Annotated in this window: 20 protein-coding genes; 10 read left to right on the top strand and 10 right to left on the bottom strand. The window is 68.3% G+C overall.

Annotation, left to right across the window (positions count from 1 at the left end; genetic code table 11):
* Positions 1-49: 49 nt before the first annotated feature.
* Positions 50-622, top strand: coding sequence for an efflux RND transporter periplasmic adaptor subunit (locus tag MKK65_RS17580; RefSeq protein ID WP_243959335.1), 573 nt, complete (start codon positions 50-52; stop codon positions 620-622).
* Between the two features lie 205 nt (positions 623-827).
* On the top strand, positions 828-1,991 hold the full coding sequence (gene metB, locus MKK65_RS17575) for a cystathionine gamma-synthase (RefSeq protein ID WP_243959333.1): 1,164 nt from the start codon (positions 828-830) through the stop codon (positions 1,989-1,991).
* Positions 1,992-2,000: 9 nt separating this feature from the next.
* Here metB and MKK65_RS17570 read toward each other — a convergent pair whose 3' ends face one another.
* Both MKK65_RS17570 and MKK65_RS17565 read right to left on the bottom strand, forming a co-directional pair.
* Complete coding sequence (locus MKK65_RS17570; RefSeq protein ID WP_243959331.1) at positions 2,001-2,777, bottom strand: hypothetical protein; 777 nt, start codon at positions 2,775-2,777, stop codon at positions 2,001-2,003.
* A gap of 111 nt (positions 2,778-2,888) precedes the next feature.
* A complete protein-coding gene (locus tag MKK65_RS17565) occupies positions 2,889-5,075 on the bottom strand; it encodes a TonB-dependent receptor (protein ID WP_243959329.1) in 2,187 nt (728 codons plus the stop codon).
* Between the two features lie 376 nt (positions 5,076-5,451).
* Here MKK65_RS17565 and MKK65_RS17560 point away from each other — a divergent pair, with 376 nt between their 5' ends.
* The 4 genes from MKK65_RS17560 to MKK65_RS17545 all read left to right on the top strand — a co-directional run bounded on the left by MKK65_RS17560 (position 5,452) and on the right by MKK65_RS17545 (position 9,785).
* On the top strand, positions 5,452-5,898 hold the full coding sequence (locus tag MKK65_RS17560) for a lysozyme inhibitor LprI family protein (RefSeq protein WP_243959327.1): 447 nt from the start codon (positions 5,452-5,454) through the stop codon (positions 5,896-5,898).
* An 88-nt stretch (positions 5,899-5,986) separates the two neighbouring features.
* Complete coding sequence (locus tag MKK65_RS17555) at positions 5,987-6,760, top strand: LamB/YcsF family protein (RefSeq protein WP_243959325.1); 774 nt, start codon at positions 5,987-5,989, stop codon at positions 6,758-6,760.
* Between the two features lie 95 nt (positions 6,761-6,855).
* Positions 6,856-9,201 (top strand): Orn/Lys/Arg decarboxylase N-terminal domain-containing protein, encoded by a 2,346-nt coding sequence (locus tag MKK65_RS17550; protein WP_243959323.1) that lies wholly within the window; start codon positions 6,856-6,858, stop codon positions 9,199-9,201.
* The gene (locus MKK65_RS17545) at positions 9,201-9,785 is read left to right on the top strand and encodes a GNAT family N-acetyltransferase (protein ID WP_243959321.1); all 585 of its coding nucleotides are present in this window, start codon (positions 9,201-9,203) and stop codon (positions 9,783-9,785) included. Before MKK65_RS17550 ends, MKK65_RS17545 begins: the two co-directional genes overlap by 1 nt.
* 149 nt (positions 9,786-9,934) lie before the next feature.
* Here the strand turns inward: MKK65_RS17545 and MKK65_RS17540 are convergent, their stop codons facing one another.
* On the bottom strand, positions 9,935-10,543 hold the full coding sequence (locus MKK65_RS17540; protein WP_058190809.1) for a YceI family protein: 609 nt from the start codon (positions 10,541-10,543) through the stop codon (positions 9,935-9,937).
* Positions 10,544-10,644: 101 nt separating this feature from the next.
* Between MKK65_RS17540 and MKK65_RS17535 the strand changes: the two genes are divergently transcribed.
* Both MKK65_RS17535 and MKK65_RS17530 read left to right on the top strand, forming a co-directional pair.
* Positions 10,645-11,610, top strand: a complete 966-nt coding sequence (locus MKK65_RS17535) for a LysR family transcriptional regulator (protein WP_243959319.1) — start codon at positions 10,645-10,647, stop codon at positions 11,608-11,610.
* Between the two features lie 177 nt (positions 11,611-11,787).
* On the top strand, positions 11,788-12,150 hold the full coding sequence (locus MKK65_RS17530; protein ID WP_243959317.1) for a hypothetical protein: 363 nt from the start codon (positions 11,788-11,790) through the stop codon (positions 12,148-12,150).
* Between the two features lie 12 nt (positions 12,151-12,162).
* On the opposite strand, the gene MKK65_RS17525 is transcribed toward MKK65_RS17530, so the two are convergent.
* The 3 genes from MKK65_RS17525 to MKK65_RS17515 all read right to left on the bottom strand — a co-directional run bounded on the left by MKK65_RS17525 (position 12,163) and on the right by MKK65_RS17515 (position 14,012).
* Positions 12,163-12,807, bottom strand: a complete 645-nt coding sequence (locus tag MKK65_RS17525; RefSeq protein ID WP_243959315.1) for a hypothetical protein — start codon at positions 12,805-12,807, stop codon at positions 12,163-12,165.
* 204 nt (positions 12,808-13,011) lie between these two features.
* A complete protein-coding gene (locus MKK65_RS17520; RefSeq protein WP_409565447.1) occupies positions 13,012-13,227 on the bottom strand; it encodes a hypothetical protein in 216 nt (71 codons plus the stop codon).
* 56 nt (positions 13,228-13,283) lie between these two features.
* Positions 13,284-14,012, bottom strand: a complete 729-nt coding sequence (locus tag MKK65_RS17515) for a spermidine synthase (RefSeq protein ID WP_243959313.1) — start codon at positions 14,010-14,012, stop codon at positions 13,284-13,286.
* Between the two features lie 159 nt (positions 14,013-14,171).
* On the opposite strand from MKK65_RS17515, the gene MKK65_RS17510 reads away from it, so the two are divergent.
* Positions 14,172-14,423, top strand: a complete 252-nt coding sequence (locus tag MKK65_RS17510; protein ID WP_058190804.1) for a hypothetical protein — start codon at positions 14,172-14,174, stop codon at positions 14,421-14,423.
* Between the two features lie 25 nt (positions 14,424-14,448).
* Here the strand turns inward: MKK65_RS17510 and MKK65_RS17505 are convergent, their stop codons facing one another.
* The 3 genes from MKK65_RS17505 to MKK65_RS17495 all read right to left on the bottom strand — a co-directional run bounded on the left by MKK65_RS17505 (position 14,449) and on the right by MKK65_RS17495 (position 16,355).
* Positions 14,449-14,760 carry a hypothetical protein gene (locus MKK65_RS17505; protein ID WP_243959311.1) on the bottom strand — a complete coding sequence of 104 codons (312 nt, stop codon included), beginning with the start codon at positions 14,758-14,760 and terminating at the stop codon, positions 14,449-14,451.
* Positions 14,761-14,775: 15 nt separating this feature from the next.
* Entirely contained in the window at positions 14,776-16,035 is a 1,260-nt protein-coding gene (locus MKK65_RS17500) for a Zn-dependent hydrolase (protein ID WP_243959309.1), read from the bottom strand.
* A gap of 89 nt (positions 16,036-16,124) precedes the next feature.
* Positions 16,125-16,355, bottom strand: coding sequence for a hypothetical protein (locus MKK65_RS17495; protein ID WP_058190801.1), 231 nt, complete (start codon positions 16,353-16,355; stop codon positions 16,125-16,127).
* Between the two features lie 402 nt (positions 16,356-16,757).
* On the opposite strand from MKK65_RS17495, the gene MKK65_RS17490 reads away from it, so the two are divergent.
* Positions 16,758-17,225: a PAS domain-containing protein gene (locus tag MKK65_RS17490; protein ID WP_243959307.1), complete on the top strand. Its 468-nt coding sequence runs from the start codon at positions 16,758-16,760 to the stop codon at positions 17,223-17,225.
* Between the two features lie 65 nt (positions 17,226-17,290).
* Here the strand turns inward: MKK65_RS17490 and MKK65_RS17485 are convergent, their stop codons facing one another.
* On the bottom strand, positions 17,291-17,725 hold the full coding sequence (locus tag MKK65_RS17485; RefSeq protein WP_243959305.1) for a GlcG/HbpS family heme-binding protein: 435 nt from the start codon (positions 17,723-17,725) through the stop codon (positions 17,291-17,293).
* Positions 17,726-18,097: the final 372 nt, after the last annotated feature.

Here is an 18,097-nt window from a genome sequence, read left to right as displayed (position 1 = left end):
GCGTGAGGATGCGGCCCTGAAAACCGCGGCGGCGCGCCGGCGCAATCAGTTGAGCCCGGGTGTCGTCGCCCCGGAAACGGTCGAGCGGGCCAACGGTACGGCGGCGATCGCGCGTGCGGATTACGACGCGGCCATCGCCGCCGCCCGTGTCGCCGAGATCAACCTCGACCGTGCCACGGTCAGGGCACCCTTGGACGGCTACGTCACCAACCTCCGGCTGCGTCCGGGCGACTATGCGACCGCCGGTGTGACCCGCATCTCGATCGTCGAGGCCGAGGGATTCTGGATCACCGCCTATTTCGAGGAGACCAAGCTGTCCCGGATCGCGGTCGGTGCCCACGCCGAGATCCGCCTGATGGGGTTCGAGCAGCCGGTCTCGGGGCATGTGGAAAGCCTCGGGCACGGCATTGCCGACGCCAACGAGAACCCGGACCATCGCGGCCTGCCGAGCGTCAATCCGGTCTTCACCTGGGTGCGGCTGGCGCAGCGCATTCCCGTCCGGATCCACATCGACGCGGTGCCGCCGGGCGTGATGCTCGCAGCGGGCATGACATGCAGCGTGGCCGTCGGCGAAGCAGCTGCCGGAGGCCGGCTGCTCTCCCGTCTGAGTTTCCTGCAGTGACGATCTCTGGGCTCCGCATTATGGGTCATTCAGCAGGGTAGACCTGCCGAGGATCGGCTGCGGCGGGTTCGTGCAAGTGTATGATCTGCGCTCCGCTTGCGGCCATCGTTCTCTTGAAAGTCTGTTCCGTTCTCCATAAAGAACGCGCTTGCAAGCCGGCCGGTCATGCGTGCCGGCCCGATTCCGGCGCAGGAAGGAACAGCCGATGCCCGAGGGACTCGATGCCCGCACCATCGCGGCGACCAACGGGGTGGCCCAGGATACCGCCTTCGGGGCCGTGATCGCGCCGATCCATCTGTCGACGACCTTCAAGTTTCCCGCCTTCGAGCAGCCCGGCCCGTACGATTACTCGCGGCTCGGCAATCCGACCCGCGACCAGCTCGCCGATACCATCGCCAAGCTTGAGGGTGGCGCCCGCGCCGTCATGGTGTCGAGCGGCATGGCGGCCCTCGATCTCGCCCTGTCGAGCCTGTGTCCCGGCGACCTGCTGGTGGCGCCGCACGACTGTTACGGCGGGACGCACCGGCTGCTGAGCCTGCGCGCCGCCCGCGGGCAGTACCGCGTGGTCTTCGTCGACCAGACCGACGCGGCGGCCCTGGCCGCGGTGCTCGCGCAAGAACCCAAGGTCGTGCTGGTCGAGACCCCGAGCAATCCGCTGATGCGGGTGGTGGATGTCCGGCGCGTCACCGACCAAGCCAAGGCGGTCGGCGCGCTGGCTGTTGTCGACAACACCTTCCTGTCGCCGGCGCTGCAGCAGCCGATCGCCCTCGGGGCGGATCTCGTCGTCCACTCCACCACGAAGTTCCTCAACGGCCATTCGGACGTGATCGGCGGGGCGGTGATCGCCGCCGAAGCTTCGGTCGGTGACGAGCTCGCCGCCTGGGCGAACACGATCGGGGTCACCGGGTCACCGCTCGACGCCTACCTGACGCTGCGGGGCATCCGCACCCTGTTCGTCCGGGTGGAGCGCCAGCAGCAGAATGCCGGGCAGCTCGCGAGCTTTCTGGACTCACATCCGGCCGTCAGCCGGGTCCATTACCCCGGCCTTCCGTCCCATCCGGGCCATGCCATCGCCAAGGCGCAGCAGGCCGGGTTCGGGGCCATGCTGAGCTTCGAGCTCGCTGGCGGCCGCGCCGCCGTGAAGACCTTGGTGGAGACGCTACGGGTGTTCACGCTGGCCGAGTCGCTGGGCGGCGTGGAGAGCCTGATCGCGCACCCGCCGACCATGACGCATGCCGCGATGGATCCCGAAGCCCGCGCAATTGCGGGCATCACCGACGGGCTGCTGCGTCTGTCGATCGGGCTCGAAGCGGTGGACGATCTTCTGGCCGACCTATCCCACGGCCTGGAGGCGGTCACACGCGGCTGAGCCGGCGGCTCACTCCTCCTCGACCACGCTGAACCCGGACTCGTCCTCGACCACCCGATATCGGGAGAGGCGTAGAGTCTGTGAGCGCTCGGCCGCCTCGTCCCGACACTTCAGGACGTGAGCGGTCCGGTTGACGACCTGCAGGTTCGAGGCCCCCCAATAGCCGAGCAGCTCCGGCCAGGGCGCATCGCGGTGCTCGCGCCAGACCCGGTAGAGCGGCAGGGCGTGGTCGACCTCGGCGGTGCGCAGGAGCCGCTTGCCGGAGGCCTTGCAGCGATGCCCCTGGTGGCGCTTCAGCACTTTGACCTGCTCGTGTGGCGCGCTCCAGAACTTCCAGGCGATGACACAGGCGGCGTGCCAGACGGCCTTGCCGTTCGGTACGCCCTGCCCCCAGAGGTCCCGGTGCCAGCCGAACCGGTAGACCGGCTGGCCGCAGATGCAGCAGGCGCCGCGGCCGCGGGCGAAGGCCGTCTCGCGGAACGGAGCCGGCGGTACCCGGAAGCTCGCCGGCCGGCCACCCGCACCGCCCTCGCCGAGCTGCCAGGTCCAGCCCTCCGGCGTCCCCGAGCGCGCCGCGAGAGCACGGGCCAGCCGGTCGGCCCGAAGAATGTGGTTACGCCAGTAACTTTCCACCGCCAGCCGCGGGGTCGGCGGGATCAGCGGCCGCGACAGGGCATGGTGCAGGACCGGGGCCGGGAAGATCGCCGGCAGGGCCCGCTCCAGCCGGGCCTGGGCCTTGGCGTTCTTCAGGTCGCGCCAGCTGGATGTCGTGATCGAGACCGTCATGCCGGGCCGTGCTAGCGCGCGACGCGCGGGAAGGCGACGGCATTCGGGTCACAGGTTCGGGCTGTCGGGTTAAGACAATGTTTCCCGTGAAACATCGGTCTCGGCGGTCGCCTACAGATCGACCGTCATCGACAGCAGGTAGGTGCGGGGGGCACCCTGGAAGAAGGTGCCGAACGAGGCGACCCCGGTCCAGTAGCGGGTCCCGGTGACGTTCAGCACGTTGGCGCGAAACGTGGTCGGGTGCCCGTCGATCACGGTGGCGTAGCGCAGGCCGAGATCCAGGCGTGCCCAGTCCGGCAGGGCCTGGGTGTTGGCGAGGTCGACGAATTGCCGCCCGGTATAGATCACCGCCCCGTCGACGGTCAGGCCCGGCAGCCCGGGCAGGTCGCACTCAGCGCCGAGATTGAGCTGCACGTCCGGCACCCCGATCGGCACGTGACCGAGATTGGCGGCGACAGCGGTTCGGGTGAGAACGCCGTCGAGCAGGCTGAAGCCGCCCAACACCCGCAGCTCCGGGGTGATCTCGCCGTAGACGCTGAACTCCAGCCCGCTGATGCGCTGCTCGCCGGTCTGAGCGAAGCTCCGGGTGACGGGGTTCGCCTCGCCATTCGGCTTGGTGATCCGGAAGGCGCTGAACGTGCCACCGATCCGGCCGAGATCGAGCTTCACCCCCGCCTCGACCTGATGCGCGACATAGGGGGCCAGGATCGTGCCGGCATTGCTCGCCGCCAGCGGGGCGACGTCGCCGCGGCTCAGGCCCTCGATGGAATTGGCATAGAACGAGACGGCGTCCCACGGCCGCACCACGAGGCCGACCACCGGGGTGGTCGCGCTCTTGTCGTAGGCGGAGCTCAGCGTTCCGACATTGGCCAGGTAATTGTGCGCCTCGACCCGCTGCCGGCGGACGCCCAGCGTCAGCAGAATATGCTCGTCGAGGGCCGAGAGCGTGTCGGCCACCGAGACCCCGGACAGCGTGCTGTCGGAGAGGCGGGGTCGCCCGGCGGTGATCGGCGGGGGGATGTAGGCGGCCAGACGCGGCGCATAGATGTTCGACAGGTAGGCGCCGCGGCCGGCAGGGAATTGGCGCGCCGTGTCCTCGTTGTAGGCCGAGGCTTGCACCACGAGGGCGTGGTGGAGGAAGCCGGTGTCGAAGCGCACCCGGGCGCCGCCATCGACGGTCGAGCGGTCGATGCCCATCGCGTAGAATTGCGGCGTGCTGGTCGTATCCCCGCGGGCATTGAGGATCGTCGGGGCGGACTGGAAGTAGCGCTGGACCTCCGTCTGCGCGCCGCCGACATCGGCGAACAGCGTGACCGCGTCGGTGAGGTCGTATTCCAGGCGCATCAGGGCGCCGCGGTCGTCGATGTCAGAATATTCCCAGCGCTGGGTCAGGTTCAGGCGGCCATCCGGCGCCCGCGGGACCGGCACGCCGGCCTTGAGCAGAAACGGGCGCAGAGGCGCGTCGAAGCGGTCGGTCTGCGCCAGCAGGTAGAGCCAGCCGCGGAAACGCTCGCCCTGATAGTCGAGGGCGAGCGCCCCGACACCGGTCGTCTCGGATTGGCGCGCGAACGGCGTGTCGCCGCCATGCAGGCTGCCGACGACACGCGCGCCCCATTCCCGGCTGGGACCGAAGCGGCGCGCGACGTCGAGTTGGCCGCCGCCCCGGGCGACCGAGCCGTAATCCAGGGTGACGCGGGTCAGGTCCTCGCCGGCGCGCTTGGGAACGACGTTGACGACACCGCCGACCGCGCCGTTCGGCGAGACGCCGGACAGGGCCGCCGAGGGGCCCTTCAGCACCTCGATCCGCTCGGCATAGTCGGTGAAGACGCGAAAGCTCGGCGCGACGCCGTAGACGCCGTCGAACGCGATCTCGCCGCTTGTGCCCTCGCCCGCCGGGAAGCCACGGATCGAGAACGAGTCGAATGGCGCCCCGGTCGTCTGGGTGGCGCGCACCGATGGGTCACGGCTGAGCGCCTCGGACACGGTTCGGGCCTGCTGGTCGCGCACGAACGTGTCGGTGTAGCTGGTGATGCTGAACGGCGACTTTTTCGCCTCGGTATTGCCGAGCAGGCCGAGACGTCCGCCCTGCGCGATCTGCCCGCCGGCATAGGCCGGCACCACCCCGGGCGGGGCGCCGGTACTCTCCACCGAGAGTTCCTCAAGCTGCACCGTCGATCCAGGACGGATATCGTCTGCCCATGCGGGATCGGGATGGGCAACGAGCAGGACACCAATGCCCAGAACTGCGGTGGAGCCCAAAAACAGCGGCGGGCAACGGCCTGAACGCATCATGGACATCTGGGACGGCTCGGTATCCCGGTGGGGAAAAGGTCAAAACCGCCGTTTCATGATGAGACTATGTTGTCAACGATATCTTTGATGACACAATTTAGTTTTTATATAGAATAGCTTCATTTAACGAGCGCATCATTTGCCCTGCCAGCGCGATATATTCTCAAAGTTTAGAGAAGATATTATTTTATGCACTCGTGACACGTAATACGACGCTACGTCAGCCGAATGCGCCCGCGCAATTGTTGGAACGGACCTGCTCTTGGTGAGCTCGGCGAGCGGGGATCACCCGGCATGCCAAAGAAGTGTTCATGCCTTTTTAGCCAACGTATCCTCGTCCCGCCGCTCACCCGAGCCGGGCCGATTCGTCCCCGGGGAGTCCATGATGCGTCCAAATCTCTTCCTGGTGTCCCGCTCGGCCGGCATCCTCGCACTCGCCGGCCTCTGGGTCTGCGCAATCCCCTCGACGGAAGCACGGGCGGACCAGCCTTCGGCCAAGCTGTGCCAGGCCGCGACCTCGACGCCGGAGACCCAGGCCTGCCTGCACAAGGCCCTCGACGCGGCCGACGCGAAGCTCAATGCGGCCTACAAGAAGGCCCTATCGGTCATCGATCAGGACGACCGCCCACCGGACGCCAAGGCGGTCTGGAAGACTCAGTTCACGGCGGCCCAGCGTGCCTGGATCGCCTTTCGGGACGCCGATTGCGGCGACCTCACCTTCAGCGAGTGGAACAACGGCAGCGGCACCACCGGCGCGCTGTATGCCTGCCGATACGACAAGACCGTCCAGCGGACCGACGATATTCTGAGCCGGTACCCACTGCCGTAGAGGACCGTTTCCATCTCCGGCGCCGATGGGCGGTACGGCTGGTCCAACCCTTGAATGCGCAGGGATGCCGCGCTTTCGAAGGACCCCGATGATCGTCGATCTGAACTGCGACATGGGCGAGGGGTTCGGCGTCTACCGCCTGGGGGACGATGCCGGCATGCTGGCGATCGCTAGCTCGGCCAACATCGCCTGCGGGTTCCACGCCGGCGACCCGCTGGTGATGCACGAGACCCTGACCCTTGCCGCCCGCGCCGGCGTGCAGGCTGGGGCGCATCCGGGCTTCCTCGATCTCTGGGGTTTCGGGCGGCGCCCGATCCACGGCGAGCGCCCGGCGGATGTCGAGAAGGCGGTGCTCTACCAGGTCGGCGCCCTGCTGGCGCTCGCCCAGGATGCCGGCTGCCCCGTGCGGCACGTGAAGACCCACGGGGCGCTGGGCAACATCGCCAATGAGGATGCAGACCTGGCCCTGGCGGTGGCCCGCGCGATCCGGACCCTCGACCGCGACCTGATCTTCGTGGTCATGCCGGGCCTCGAGACCGAGCGTGCCGGCGAGCGGCTCGGCCTGCCCCTGGCCCGGGAGATCTATGCCGATCGGGCCTACGCCGATAACGGCAACCTGATCTCGCGCAAGCTGCCGGGGGCCGTGCTGCACGATCCGGTGGAGGCGGCCGGGCGCGTGGCGCGGATGCTGGAGGATCGCGCGATCCTCTGCCTGTCCGGGCGACGCATCCCGGCCCGGATCGACAGTATCTGCGTCCACGGCGATACGCCGGGGTCCGTCGCGATGGCTGCGCAGGTGCGCGCCGACCTCGCCGAGAGAGGGATCACGATGAGGCCAATGGCTGAGGTGATCGGCGCCTGAAGCGCCGGATTTGGCCGCCATCTGCGGCTCCGTCATGCAAACGTCGCAGATGGGCCAGAAAGCCACTCGCTGCTTGCAAGGCTGAGAGGGGCTCCATGGATTTCCACCGTCGCTTCACGGTTCTGATGTGCACCCCCGCCTTCGATCCGGACGACCTGGAGGGTGCGCGGGTCGCCCAGATCGTGGCCGCGGTGGAGAATCGCGGCTTCGAGGTGGTGCGGGCCCGGCGCGTCGAGGACGCGGCCATCGCCGTGCAGACCGATGCTGCCATCGGCTGCATGGTGGTCGACTGGGGCAAGCGCGGCCTCGACGGCAAGGCCGCCGCGCTCATCGACATGATGCGCAAGCGCGGCCTGGAGATGCCGATCGTCATCATGGTCCGCCGCAAGCGGCTGGAGGACATCCCGGTCGAGTTGCTCGACTTCATCGACGGCTACATCTTCCTGGCGGAAGAGACTCCCGAATTCATCGCCCGCGGCCTGGTCAGCCGGGTGACGCAATATGCCCAGACGCTGAAGACCCCGTTCTTCGGCGCGCTGGTCGACTATGCCGAGAAGGGCAACCAGCTCTGGACCTGCCCGGGCCATAACGGCGGCATTTTCTACAACCGCTCGCCGATCGGCCGGATCTTCGTCGAGCATCTGGGCGAGGCGATCTTCCGCGACGACCTCGACAATTCGGTCCTCGATCTCGGCGATCTGCTGACCCACGAGGGTCCCGCGCTCAAGGCCCAGAAGGAGGCCGCCAAGATCTTCGGGGCGGAGAAGACCTACTTCGTGCTCAACGGCACCTCGGCCTCCAACAAGATCGTGCTGTCGTCGCTGGTGGCCGAGGACGACCTGGTCCTGTTCGACCGCAACAATCACAAGGCGGCCCATCACGGCGCCCTGTTCCTCGGCGGCGGCATCCCGATCTTTTTGGAAACGGACCGCAATGCTTTCGGGCTGATCGGCCCGATCTATCACGAGGCGCTGGACGAGACCCGGATCCGGGAAAAGATCCGCGCCAACCCGCTGGTCACCGACCCCGAGGCCTGGCGCCGGGAGCGGCCGTTCCGGGTCGCGGTGATCGAGCAATGCACCTACGACGGCACGATCTACGACGCCCAGGAGATCCTGGAGAAGATCGGCCACCTCTGCGACTACATCCTGTTCGACGAGGCCTGGGCGGGCTTCATGAAGTTCCACCCGCTCTTCGCCCGCCGCTTCGCCATGGGGCTCACCGGGCTCGACGAGACCTCGCCGGGGATCGTGGCCACGCAATCGACCCACAAGCAGCTCGCGAGCTTCTCCCAGGCCTCACAGATCCACACCCGGGACGGCCATATCCGCGGCCAGACCCGGCGGGTCGAGCACAAGCGTCTCAACGAGAGCTTCCTGGTTCACGCCTCGACCTCGCCGTTCTACCCGCTCTTCGCCTCCCTTGATGTCGGCGCCCAGATGATGAAGGGCCGCTCGGGCATGATCCTGTGGGACGACACGATCCGGCTCGGAATCGAGTGGCGCAAGAAGGTCCGGGCGATCCGGCGGGAATTCGAGGAGAACGAGGCCGACCCGCTGCGGCGCTGGTTCTTCGACCCCTTCGTGCCGGACGTGACCAGCAATGCCGACGGGGCCGAGGTGCCCTGGGAGAAGGTGCCCACGGATGAGCTCGCCGCCGACCCGCGGCACTGGGAACTGAAACCCGGCGCCCGCTGGCATGGGTTCACCCATGTCGCGCCGGTCTACGCCATCACCGATCCCAACAAGCTCACGGTGCTCACCCCGGGCTTCGACCGGCAGACGGGTGCCTATGCCGATCACGGCGTGCCGGCCCCGATCGTCGCGCAGTACCTGCGCGAGAACCGGATCGTGGCGGAGAAGAACGATCTGAACTCGCTGCTCTTCCTGCTGACGCCCGGCGTCGAATCCTCCAAGGCCGGCACCCTGATCTCGGGCCTCGTCGCGTTCAAGCGGTTCCACGACGACAACGTGCCGCTGGAGGAGGCCATGCCGGAATTCGTCAGCCGCCGGCCCAACCGCTACCGCGGGGTGCGCCTGCGCGACCTCTGCGCCGAGTTCCACGCTTTCCACCGGGAGGCCGGCACCTCCGCGCTCCAGCGCCGGCAATTCGCCCCCGAGCATCTGCCCGAAATGGTGATGCCGCCCAAGAAGGCCGCCCAGATGCTGACCCGCAACAAGGTCGACTATGTACCGATCGCCGAGGCCGAGGGGCGCATCGCCACCACGCTGATGCTGGTCTACCCGCCGGGCATCGGCACGGTCCTCCCCGGCGAGCGCCTGGACGACCGCGCCAGGCCGATGCTCGACTATTTCAAGATGTTCGAGGCCTCCGCCAACCTGTTCCCCGGCTTCGAGGCCGAGATCCAGGGGGTCTATCGCGAGGTCGAGCCGGACGGGCGGATCCGCTTCCACACCTACGTCGTGCGGGACGGCGCCTGATGGAGATCGAGCCCGAGGAAGGCGCCCCGATCCCGGCGCGGCCAAGCCCGGACATCATCATCCGGCCGTCCTCGGACGCGGATGTCGAGGCCATGGTGGCGATCTACGAGCACCATATCGGCAAAGGCGTCGGCAACGTCGCCGATTTCGACGACGAGGCGCGCCTGCTCCCAGACGACCTGAAGCGGCGGCGCAAGACCATGCGCAAGAAGCGCCTGCCCCACCTCGTCGCCGAACGCGGCGGCCAAGTGGCGGGCTACGCCTACGCGGTGCCGTTCCGGAAGCGCCCGGCCTATCGCTACACCCTCAAGCACTCGATCTACGTGCATCCCGACCATCTCCATGCCGGGATCGGGCGCCGCCTCCTGCCGGCGCTGATCGAGGCCTGCGCGGCGGGGGGCTACCGGCAGATGATCGGCTACATCGACGCGCAGAACGAGGCGTCCTTGCGCCTGCACGAGACCTGCGGCTTCGTCCGTGTAGGCTACCTGAAAGCGGTAGGCTTCAAGTACGGCCGCTGGTCGGACAGCGTGATGGTGCAGCGGGCTCTGGGCACCGGGTCCGAGGACCAGCCGGGGACGTAGGGCCAAGCCCTCCGATCAGGGCTTGCCCGATCGGAGGGTTCCGCTCTGTCTCGGGACACTGTCCCGAACCCCGCCGAAGGGCATCAGGCCCGTCGGAAACCCGGTTTTGCGCGGGGGCGGATCGAGTGATCCGCTTCCGCCCACTCCGTTCAGTCCTGGCGCTCGAAGGCGCCCGCGATGGTCAGGTGCAGGTCGTCGCCGATCAGCGGCACGTAGGTCTTCACCCCGAACTCGGAGCGCTTGAGCGTACCGGTGGCGTCGAAGCCGACCGTGACCTTCTTGCTCAGGGGGTTCACGCCGGCCCCGACCAGGGTGACGTCCAGCGTCACCGGCTTGGTCACGCCGTGGAGCGTGAGGTTGCCGGTGACCTTCGCCTTGTCCTTGCCCTCGGGGGTGACCTTGGTGGACACGAAGGTCATCTCGGGGAACTTGGCCGCGTCGAGCCACTGGTCGCCCTTCAGCTCGTCGGTGAGCTTGGCGCTGGTCGTGGTGACCGAGGCGACCGGGATCTTGATCGTGAGCTTTGCAGCCGAAGGGTTTTTCGGCTGCAGATCGAGGGTCCCGGACACGTCCGAGAAGCCGCCGGCATAGTTCGAGAAGCCCATATGGGAGACCCGCCAGCCGACCTGGGTGTGGTTGGGATCGACCACGTAGGTGCCGGCTTGGATCTGGGCCGGGTCGCGGGTCGGCGGGGTCTGGGCCAGGACGGGGGTGGCGACCAGGAGGGCCAGAAGGCTCGAGGCGAGAATCGACTTCAAGGGTGTCTCCTACACTGCAGACGATCGTGCGCGATTCGGTGCGCCGCAGCAGCCCTGTAGCCCTGTTCACGACTGCTTATGAGCCTGCTATCCGGAACCCCATGGTTGCGAGAACGGAAACCTTCCAGGGCGGTCTCGATGACGTGCGGGCCTTCTGCACGGTCGTCGATCTCGGTACCGTCACGGCCGCGGCCGCGAACCTGCGGGAAACCAAGGGCAGCGTCAGCCGGCGCCTCTCCCGGCTGGAGCGGGCGCTCGGAACCCGGCTGATGGCGCGCACCTCGCGGGCGGTCTCGCCCACCGCGGAGGGACTGGCCTTCTACGCCAAGGCTCAGGAGAGCCTGGCGCTCCTCGATGAGGCCGCCGAGACCGCCCGCGACGCGCGGACGGTGCCGGCTGGGCACCTGCGCCTCACCACCTCGATCGATTTCGGAATCGAGGTGATGCCGGAGATCGTTGCGAGCTTCCGGGAGGCCTATCCGCAGATCACGGTTGAAATGCTCAACACCGATGCCCGCCTCGACCTGGCGGCCAACCGGATCGATCTTGCCCTGCGGCTCGGCGGTGCGGAAGAGACCGGCTACCGGGCCGTCATCCTGGCGACGCTGTCGGTGGGCCTCTACGCCGCGCCCGCCTATCTGTTGCGCCGCCCGGCTCCCGCCGATCTGGCGGGGCTGCACGATCACGACCTGATCCTGTCCCGGGAGCGGCTCGGCTCGGGTGCCCTGCCGCTCACCGACGGACTCGGCCGGTCCGAGCAGATCGTGCTGAGCCCAGCCATCCGGGTCAGCGACTTCGCGACCGTCCATCGCTTGACCCTGGCGGGGGCCGGGATCGGCCATATCCCGAGCCTCGTGGCTGCCAGGGCGGTCTCAGGGGGCCAGCTCGTGCGCGTGCTGGCCCCCTGGGCGAGCCGCGGGGCGGTGCTGCGCGCCGTGACGCTGGCCGGGCGCGACTTGCCGGCGCGGGTTCAGGTCTTCCGGGATCATGTGCGGAGCGTTCTGACACTGTGTGCCCCGCGTGACGGGGACACGCATTCCAGCGACGAATACAATCAAGACTTGTAGAGTCTAAATATCGGAGTCTTATTGACTGCGCGGTCAAGACAATCTTACGGGTTGACGTAGCGGTGTGTTCAGGAACTCGGCGCACCATGGCGCTGAGCGGCATCCCGGGCCGCTCGGTGATCGATCCCCTCTCACGCCCTTGCCCGGGCGAATCCAATTCCCAGCGGACATCCAGACATGCCCTCTCGCAACCGGCGCCTGCGCCCCCTGCTTCTTGTCGGGACGATGGCCCTGGCGGGTCTGTGCGCGGCAGCGGACTCAGCGCGGGCGACGCTGGCGAGCACAACCCGCGTCGTCCTGCAGAAGGGGCGCCACTACGTGCCGACCGACCTGTTCCTACGGCTCGGCGACACGATCACCCTGCGCAACGAGGATTCCAGTCAAACCCACCACGCCTTCATCGAGGCTGACCGCTTCACGTTCGATGCCGGCGATCAGGAGCCCGGCACGGAGACGCGGCTGGTACTGAATGAGCCCGGGGATTTCGTCATCCAGTGCGGCATCCATCCGAAGATGAAGCTGACCATCCACGTGCAGTAGCGTGTGGGCCGGTCAGCCCTCGCTGTCGTGACCGAGGCCGAGGCCGCGAATGAGGTCGCCGATCGGATCGATTTTCTTGGAGGCTTGTGCGGGCGCGGGCTCGGACGGCGTGATCGCCGGGTCCACGGCCGCCGTGCGGGCTAGGCTGGCGTGGCGCAGGCGTGCCGTCCGGCGCAGACCGCGGTCGGACACCTTGGACCGATGCGCCGCCAGCGTCTTGCGCGCCTTCTCGGCCGGGGCGATCATCTCACTCGGCAGCGCCGGCGCCGTGACGGCGCCCGGCGGGAACAGGCCAGCCATCTGCGGTGCCAGCAGGTCGGACGCGGACGCGCGGACGCTCTCGGAGACGGCAGCATCCGGCTTGCTCGTGACGGCGATCCGGGCTGGCGGATCCATCCAGCTCGATGGCGCAGCCTGCGCTGCGACGCCCCGGGCAGCGCGCGGCTGCACCTCGTAGTTGCCCGGATGCAGAGTATGGGCAGCCACTACCAAGCCGAATACGGCTATCGCGGTCGTCGCGAGGGTGGATTTGTAGTGTTCCATGACGGCAAAACGAACAGCCAAGGTCATGGTTCCGCTTGGCCGAAGCCTCGGGCCACGGATGCGGATTTCAGGTTGCCGCCGGCAGCTGCCGATACAGAACAGAAAAAAGGCCACTCCCGAAGGAGCGGCCCGAAGTCTAGGGAGGAAACGCCCAAGAAGGGCAGCGGGATCGCGACGCCATCGCCATCCCGCAGTGCAGAGATAAGCTACCGCAGTGCGGCATGCAACCGATCGGGGGTTGTTTCTGCATGCATATGTGACACGCTGTAGTCGTCGAGATGCGCGTCCAGACCATGGCTCGGATCCCGTACGGCCCGATCAGCCGCCGTTTTGCGGCTCGTCATGCCCGATCAGCCGCTCGACCTCGGCCAGCGCGACGGCCCGGGCGACGCCCTCGGAGGCGTGCGGACGGTACGATCCCCGGACCAGCTTGCCGCGGTCGCGGATCGCCCACGTGAAACGCCCCGGATCATGCCGGCTCGGCCTGACCTCGACCGTGTAGAGATGCCCGCCATTCGCACCCATGCCCCGCATGTGCGGAGTCCCAGCCGCCGGCCCAGGGGGTGCGACCGTGGGCGGCAGGCCGGCGCCTATCGGGTCGCTTTGGAGCGGCCGGCCTCGGGCCGATCCGGCGCGACGGGCCCCTCGGTCCGGGTGCCGAGCCAGACCACGTGCTTGGGGCCGCTGCCGCGCCCGCTCGCGTGGACCCGGGCCTCCTCGACCGCGAAGCCGGACCGCTGCAGGCGGGACTTGAACTTCCGGTCCGGGGCGCCCGACCAGACCGCCAGGATGCCGCCCGGCCGCAGGGCCCAGCGGGCGCGCTTGAGGCCCCAATTGTCGTAGAGCCGGTCGTTGGAGCGGCGCATCAGGCCTTCCGGGCCGTTGTCGACGTCGAGCAGGATGGCGTCGTACTGGCCCGGCCCCGCCTGGATCAGGCGGTTCACGTCGGATTCCCGCACCTCGACCCGGGGGTCGTCCAGGCAATCGCCGAAGACATGGGCGAGCGGGCCGCGGGCCCAGGCGATCACGGCCGGGACCAGCTCGGCCACGACGACCCGCGCCTCCGGGCCGAGGCCTTCGAGCGCCGCCCGCAGGGTGAAGCCCATGCCGAGGCCGCCGATCAGCATCCGGGCCCGGGGCCGGTCCTTGAGCCGCTCGCAGGTCATGGCGGCGAGCGCCGCCTCGGAGCCGCTGCGGCGGTTGTTCATCAGCTCGATCGTGTCGGCCAGGATCGAGAATTCGTCGCCGCGTTGCATCAGGCGCAGGTCGGTGCCGCCCCCCGGGACGGATCCGGTGTCGAGATGAACCCAGGGTATCACGGACGTTTCCTCGATTGGCGGTGCAGCTGGTTCTGGACCGGCGGCACGAAAGATCACGGCGATAGAGGGGCCGCGAGCTGGTTCGGCGCTGCGCGCGGTGCAACCCCCTGCGCGACAGTGCCCCCTGCCGCGCGGGATCGCGGTGGCGTATCAGCACCTATGGCTAAGCGCATCAAGTCCAGACCCCAGGAACGGGGCTTCATTCTCTTCGACGTCGTCTTCGAGGACGGCTCCCGGGCCTCGAACCGCCGCGTGCCCGCCGAGATCCTCGGCGGCCTCGACGGCGATGAGCCGGCCCGGCAGGTCATCGCCGAGCAGGAGGAGGAGATCGCCCTCAAGGCCGGGCGGCCGGGACGCGAGATCCAGAGCCTGACGCGCTCGCCGATCATCAAACCGAAGCCGGTCGTCTGACAGATCCATTGGGCGGGCAGCCGGGTCAGACCGGGCCTTCGATCACCTCCAGCGCCCTCAGGATCGCGAAGCCGATCCGCTCCGCCTCCCCCTCGGTGTCTGCACCGGCTGGTAGCAGCGCAACGGTCTCCACCGCCTGCTCATCCTCCGGACCGACCACGATCCGGAACACGTCGCCTTCCTGGGCTGCCGTGTCGCGGATCAGTCCGACCCGGTGGCCGGCGGCCGCGCCGAACAGGCGCAGCGGCGGAAGCTCGGCATCGGGATCGGTTCGCTCGGGCGGCGCGGCATTGCGGGGCGTGCCGAAGGTCGGACGGATGACGTTGTCGTCGGACATGCCGGACCAGACTCCTCAGGACCGCACGATTCCGGCGGTGGCCAGGACCGCGTCGGCCAGCACCTCCATGCCGGCCCGGGCCCAGTCCGGCGTGATGCTCTCGGCCTCGTTGTGGCTGATGCCGCCGTGGCACGGGCAGAACACCAGGGCCGCCGGAACCCGACGGGCGCAATAGACGGCATCGTGATAGATCGCGGTGGGCATCCGGGTCCAGGCATGGCCCCGGGCCTCGGCGGCGGCCTGGACGCGGTCGACCAGCACCGGGTCGAACGGGGTGAGCGGCGCGCGCCAGAACTCCTCCACCCGGATCGTGACGCCCCGCTCGGCCGCGAGCGCGTCCGCCCGGGCCAGGATCCGCCCGCGCATCGCCTCCAGCTGCCCGGGATCGCCGTGGCGGGTGTCGAGGCTGAACCAGACCCGGCCCGGCGTGATGTTGCGGCTCGCCGGCTCGGCCTTCAGCACGCCCACGGTGGCGCGGCCGCGCTCGCCCTCGGGGCCGACCGCTTCCCGGGCGATGTCCTCCAGGGACCCGATCAGCGCCGCGGCGGCCATCATGGCGTCGCGCCGGCCGGCCATGGGGCTGCCGGCATGGGCCTCCTCGCCCAGCACGGTGATCTCGTACCAGATTTGGGCGAGCGCCCGGTCGACCACCCCGATGGTCAGGCCGGCATCCTCCAGGCGCTTGCCCTGCTCGATGTGCAATTCGAAATAGGCGCCGATCCCGCGAAGAGCCGCCGGATCCGACTCGCCCTGCCAGCCGATCCGTCGAAGCTCTTCGCCGAAGACGTGGCCGGCAAGGTCGCGGGTTTCCATCACGTCGGCCTCCGGGACGATCCCCATGGCGACGCCGCTGCCGCTCATCGGCGGTGCGAAGCGCGAGCCCTCCTCGTTGCACCAGTTGATCAGCAGGAGCGGCGCCTCGGTCTCGATCCCGGCCTCGTGCAGGGCGCGCAGGATTTCCAGGCCGGCGAGCACGCCGAGCGGACCGTCGAACTTGCCGCCGGTGGGCTGGGTGTCGAGGTGGCTGCCGATCGCGACGGGCTTCCGGTCCGGATCCCGTCCCGGCCGGTGGAAGACCATGTTGCCGATCCGGTCCACGGTGAGCGTCAGCCCGATCGCCTCGCCCCAGCGCTGGAACAGGGCACGCCCCTCGGCGTCCCGGTCGGTCAGGGTCTGCCGGTCGTTGCCGCCGTTGGGGAGCGCGCCGATCCGGGCGAGTTCCATCAGGCTGTCCCAGAGGCGATTCGACGAGAGCGGGAGGTTGGTGCGATCCATGCTGATGTGATCCCGCGCCTCGGCCGACCGTATACCGAAGGCGGCGACGTTAGGCCGTGATCCCATCCGGCACCAGGGCGGGGGCGGATTCAGAGGCTCGGGTCGGGAAAATCCTGCGCGTGCAGGCTCCAGATCGCCCGCCCGTCCTCCGCCGAGACGTAGACCGCATTGGCGCCGAGCTGCGTCAGATCGAGATCGATCCTCTTGGCCGCCGCCACCGCGTCCGAGTCATCCTTCGCCGCGAAGGCGTGCCGATACAGGTCGGGGCCGAGCATCCCGTTCGGTTCCCGGCGAATCGCCCGGAAGATGTATGTACGCATCAAGAGACCTGAAACGATACCGTATCCGAGCCTGTAAAGCATTCACCGCTGAAGTGGATATGAGTTCAGCGGCGCAAGGAGCGGAGCATGAAAAGCTTTACGCTGCGTTTGCTCGGCACGAATGAGTCCACCAAACCGGCGAAAAGCAGTACCCGGCCCAGCCTGGGCGGCGGAGACCCGTGACGACATGTCCGGGTGCAGAACTGTCATTGATCCGGACAATCTCTGGACACGGCGCGTCACCGCAACATGTGTCGCTGCGGGCTATCGGGCTGCCCGACGATGAAGAGGCTGCAGCCGGGGTTGGGGGATTGAATGGCGTTGGCGTCTACGGCGGCCTCCGCCCTGCAGGATGCTGGATTCGTCGGGACTTGGGACACCGATGTCCTGGCCGGCCGATCCGTGCTCGACGCGGGTGCGGCCACCTTGTTGTCCGGGGATTCGAGCTTTGCCGGCAAGCCATTACCGCTGGATGTTGCCCTCGGGCGCATCCATCCCGAAGATCGCGGCTGGGTGTTCGACCGGATCCGCACGGTGCGCCGGACAGGCGGCCTGGTCTCGATGGAGTTCCGCGTCCTGAGCGAGGCCGGCCACGTTCGCTGGATCCTCAATCGCGGCCGCTTGGCGCCCGACTCCGTAGGCGCATTGCGAGGGCGCGGCGCCTATATCGACGTCACCGATCTCTATGCCGGCGCATCACCGGCCGCGAACGGGGATGACGCGGCCCAGGCCAAGCACCTGGAAGCCGCGGCCGACCAGTGCATCCGCGTCCATTCCGCGCTTGAGCGCTACGGCAACGCGAACCTCCAACTGATCTCGAGCATGCTGCTGCTCGGGATCGGCCGGGCGCTCGCGGGGCGGGATCCTTAGAGCCGTCCCCCCTCTGGTGACGGCTCCAGGGTTTGTGGTGTGACGCGCTGGCCGCCCGTCTTCGCTCAGGTCCGCCAGGGATGAGCCGGGAGTTCGGTCTGGCCAATGGCCCTGGCCCCGGCCTCCGCCACGATGTGATCGTTTTCGACCGTGGAGCCACTGACGCCGATCGCGCCCGACATGACCCCGTCGGCGTCGACGATCGGGATTCCGCCCGGGAATGTGATCAGCCCATCGTTGGAATGCTCGATGCCATAGAGCGGGCCGCCGGGCTGGGACAGCTGGCCGATCTGGCCGGTCATCATCCCGAAGAACACCGAGGTCTTGGCCTTCTTCTGGGCGATGTCGATCGAGCCGACCCAGGCATCGTCCATGCGGTGGAACGCCTTCAGGTTGCCGCCGGAATCGACGACCGCGATGCACATCTGGGTGTCGAGCTCCTTGGCCTTCACCCGTGCCGCGGCGATCGCGCGCTCGGCCTGCTCAATCGTGACGTGCATGATGCCTCCCTTGGTTGGCCCCAGAAATGCACAGGGTTGCGGGACGGTTCCAGCGGACCCGTGCATGACCCCGTTCCCGTCGAGAAGGCCCGAGCGGACGACTCCGGTCAACTCCGGGCGCAGGCCCGTCATGGGTTCGACGTGGACGAACGACAGGCCGGGTACCCGCCTTGCACGGGGTCATGGGCACCCGGCCATGCGGTCGTACCGAAGCCGAAAGGGCAAGAGACCCCGGTACAACGGCGGGACCCGACTGCCCCCCACACCACGGCGGGGTGCGGGGAGACTCGATCGGGGTATGGCCCGCCGCAGATGGGCTGCTACGGCTGCGCTGTCACTGATATGATTGTACCGGTGCAGCCTGGGCGAACC

Origin of the sequence: Methylobacterium sp. J-001, from assembly GCF_022829565.1 — a bacterium.
GTDB lineage: Bacteria > Pseudomonadota > Alphaproteobacteria > Rhizobiales > Beijerinckiaceae > Methylobacterium.
Note: the sequence above shows the minus strand (reverse complement) of the source record. Positions and strands in the feature narration are given on the sequence as shown.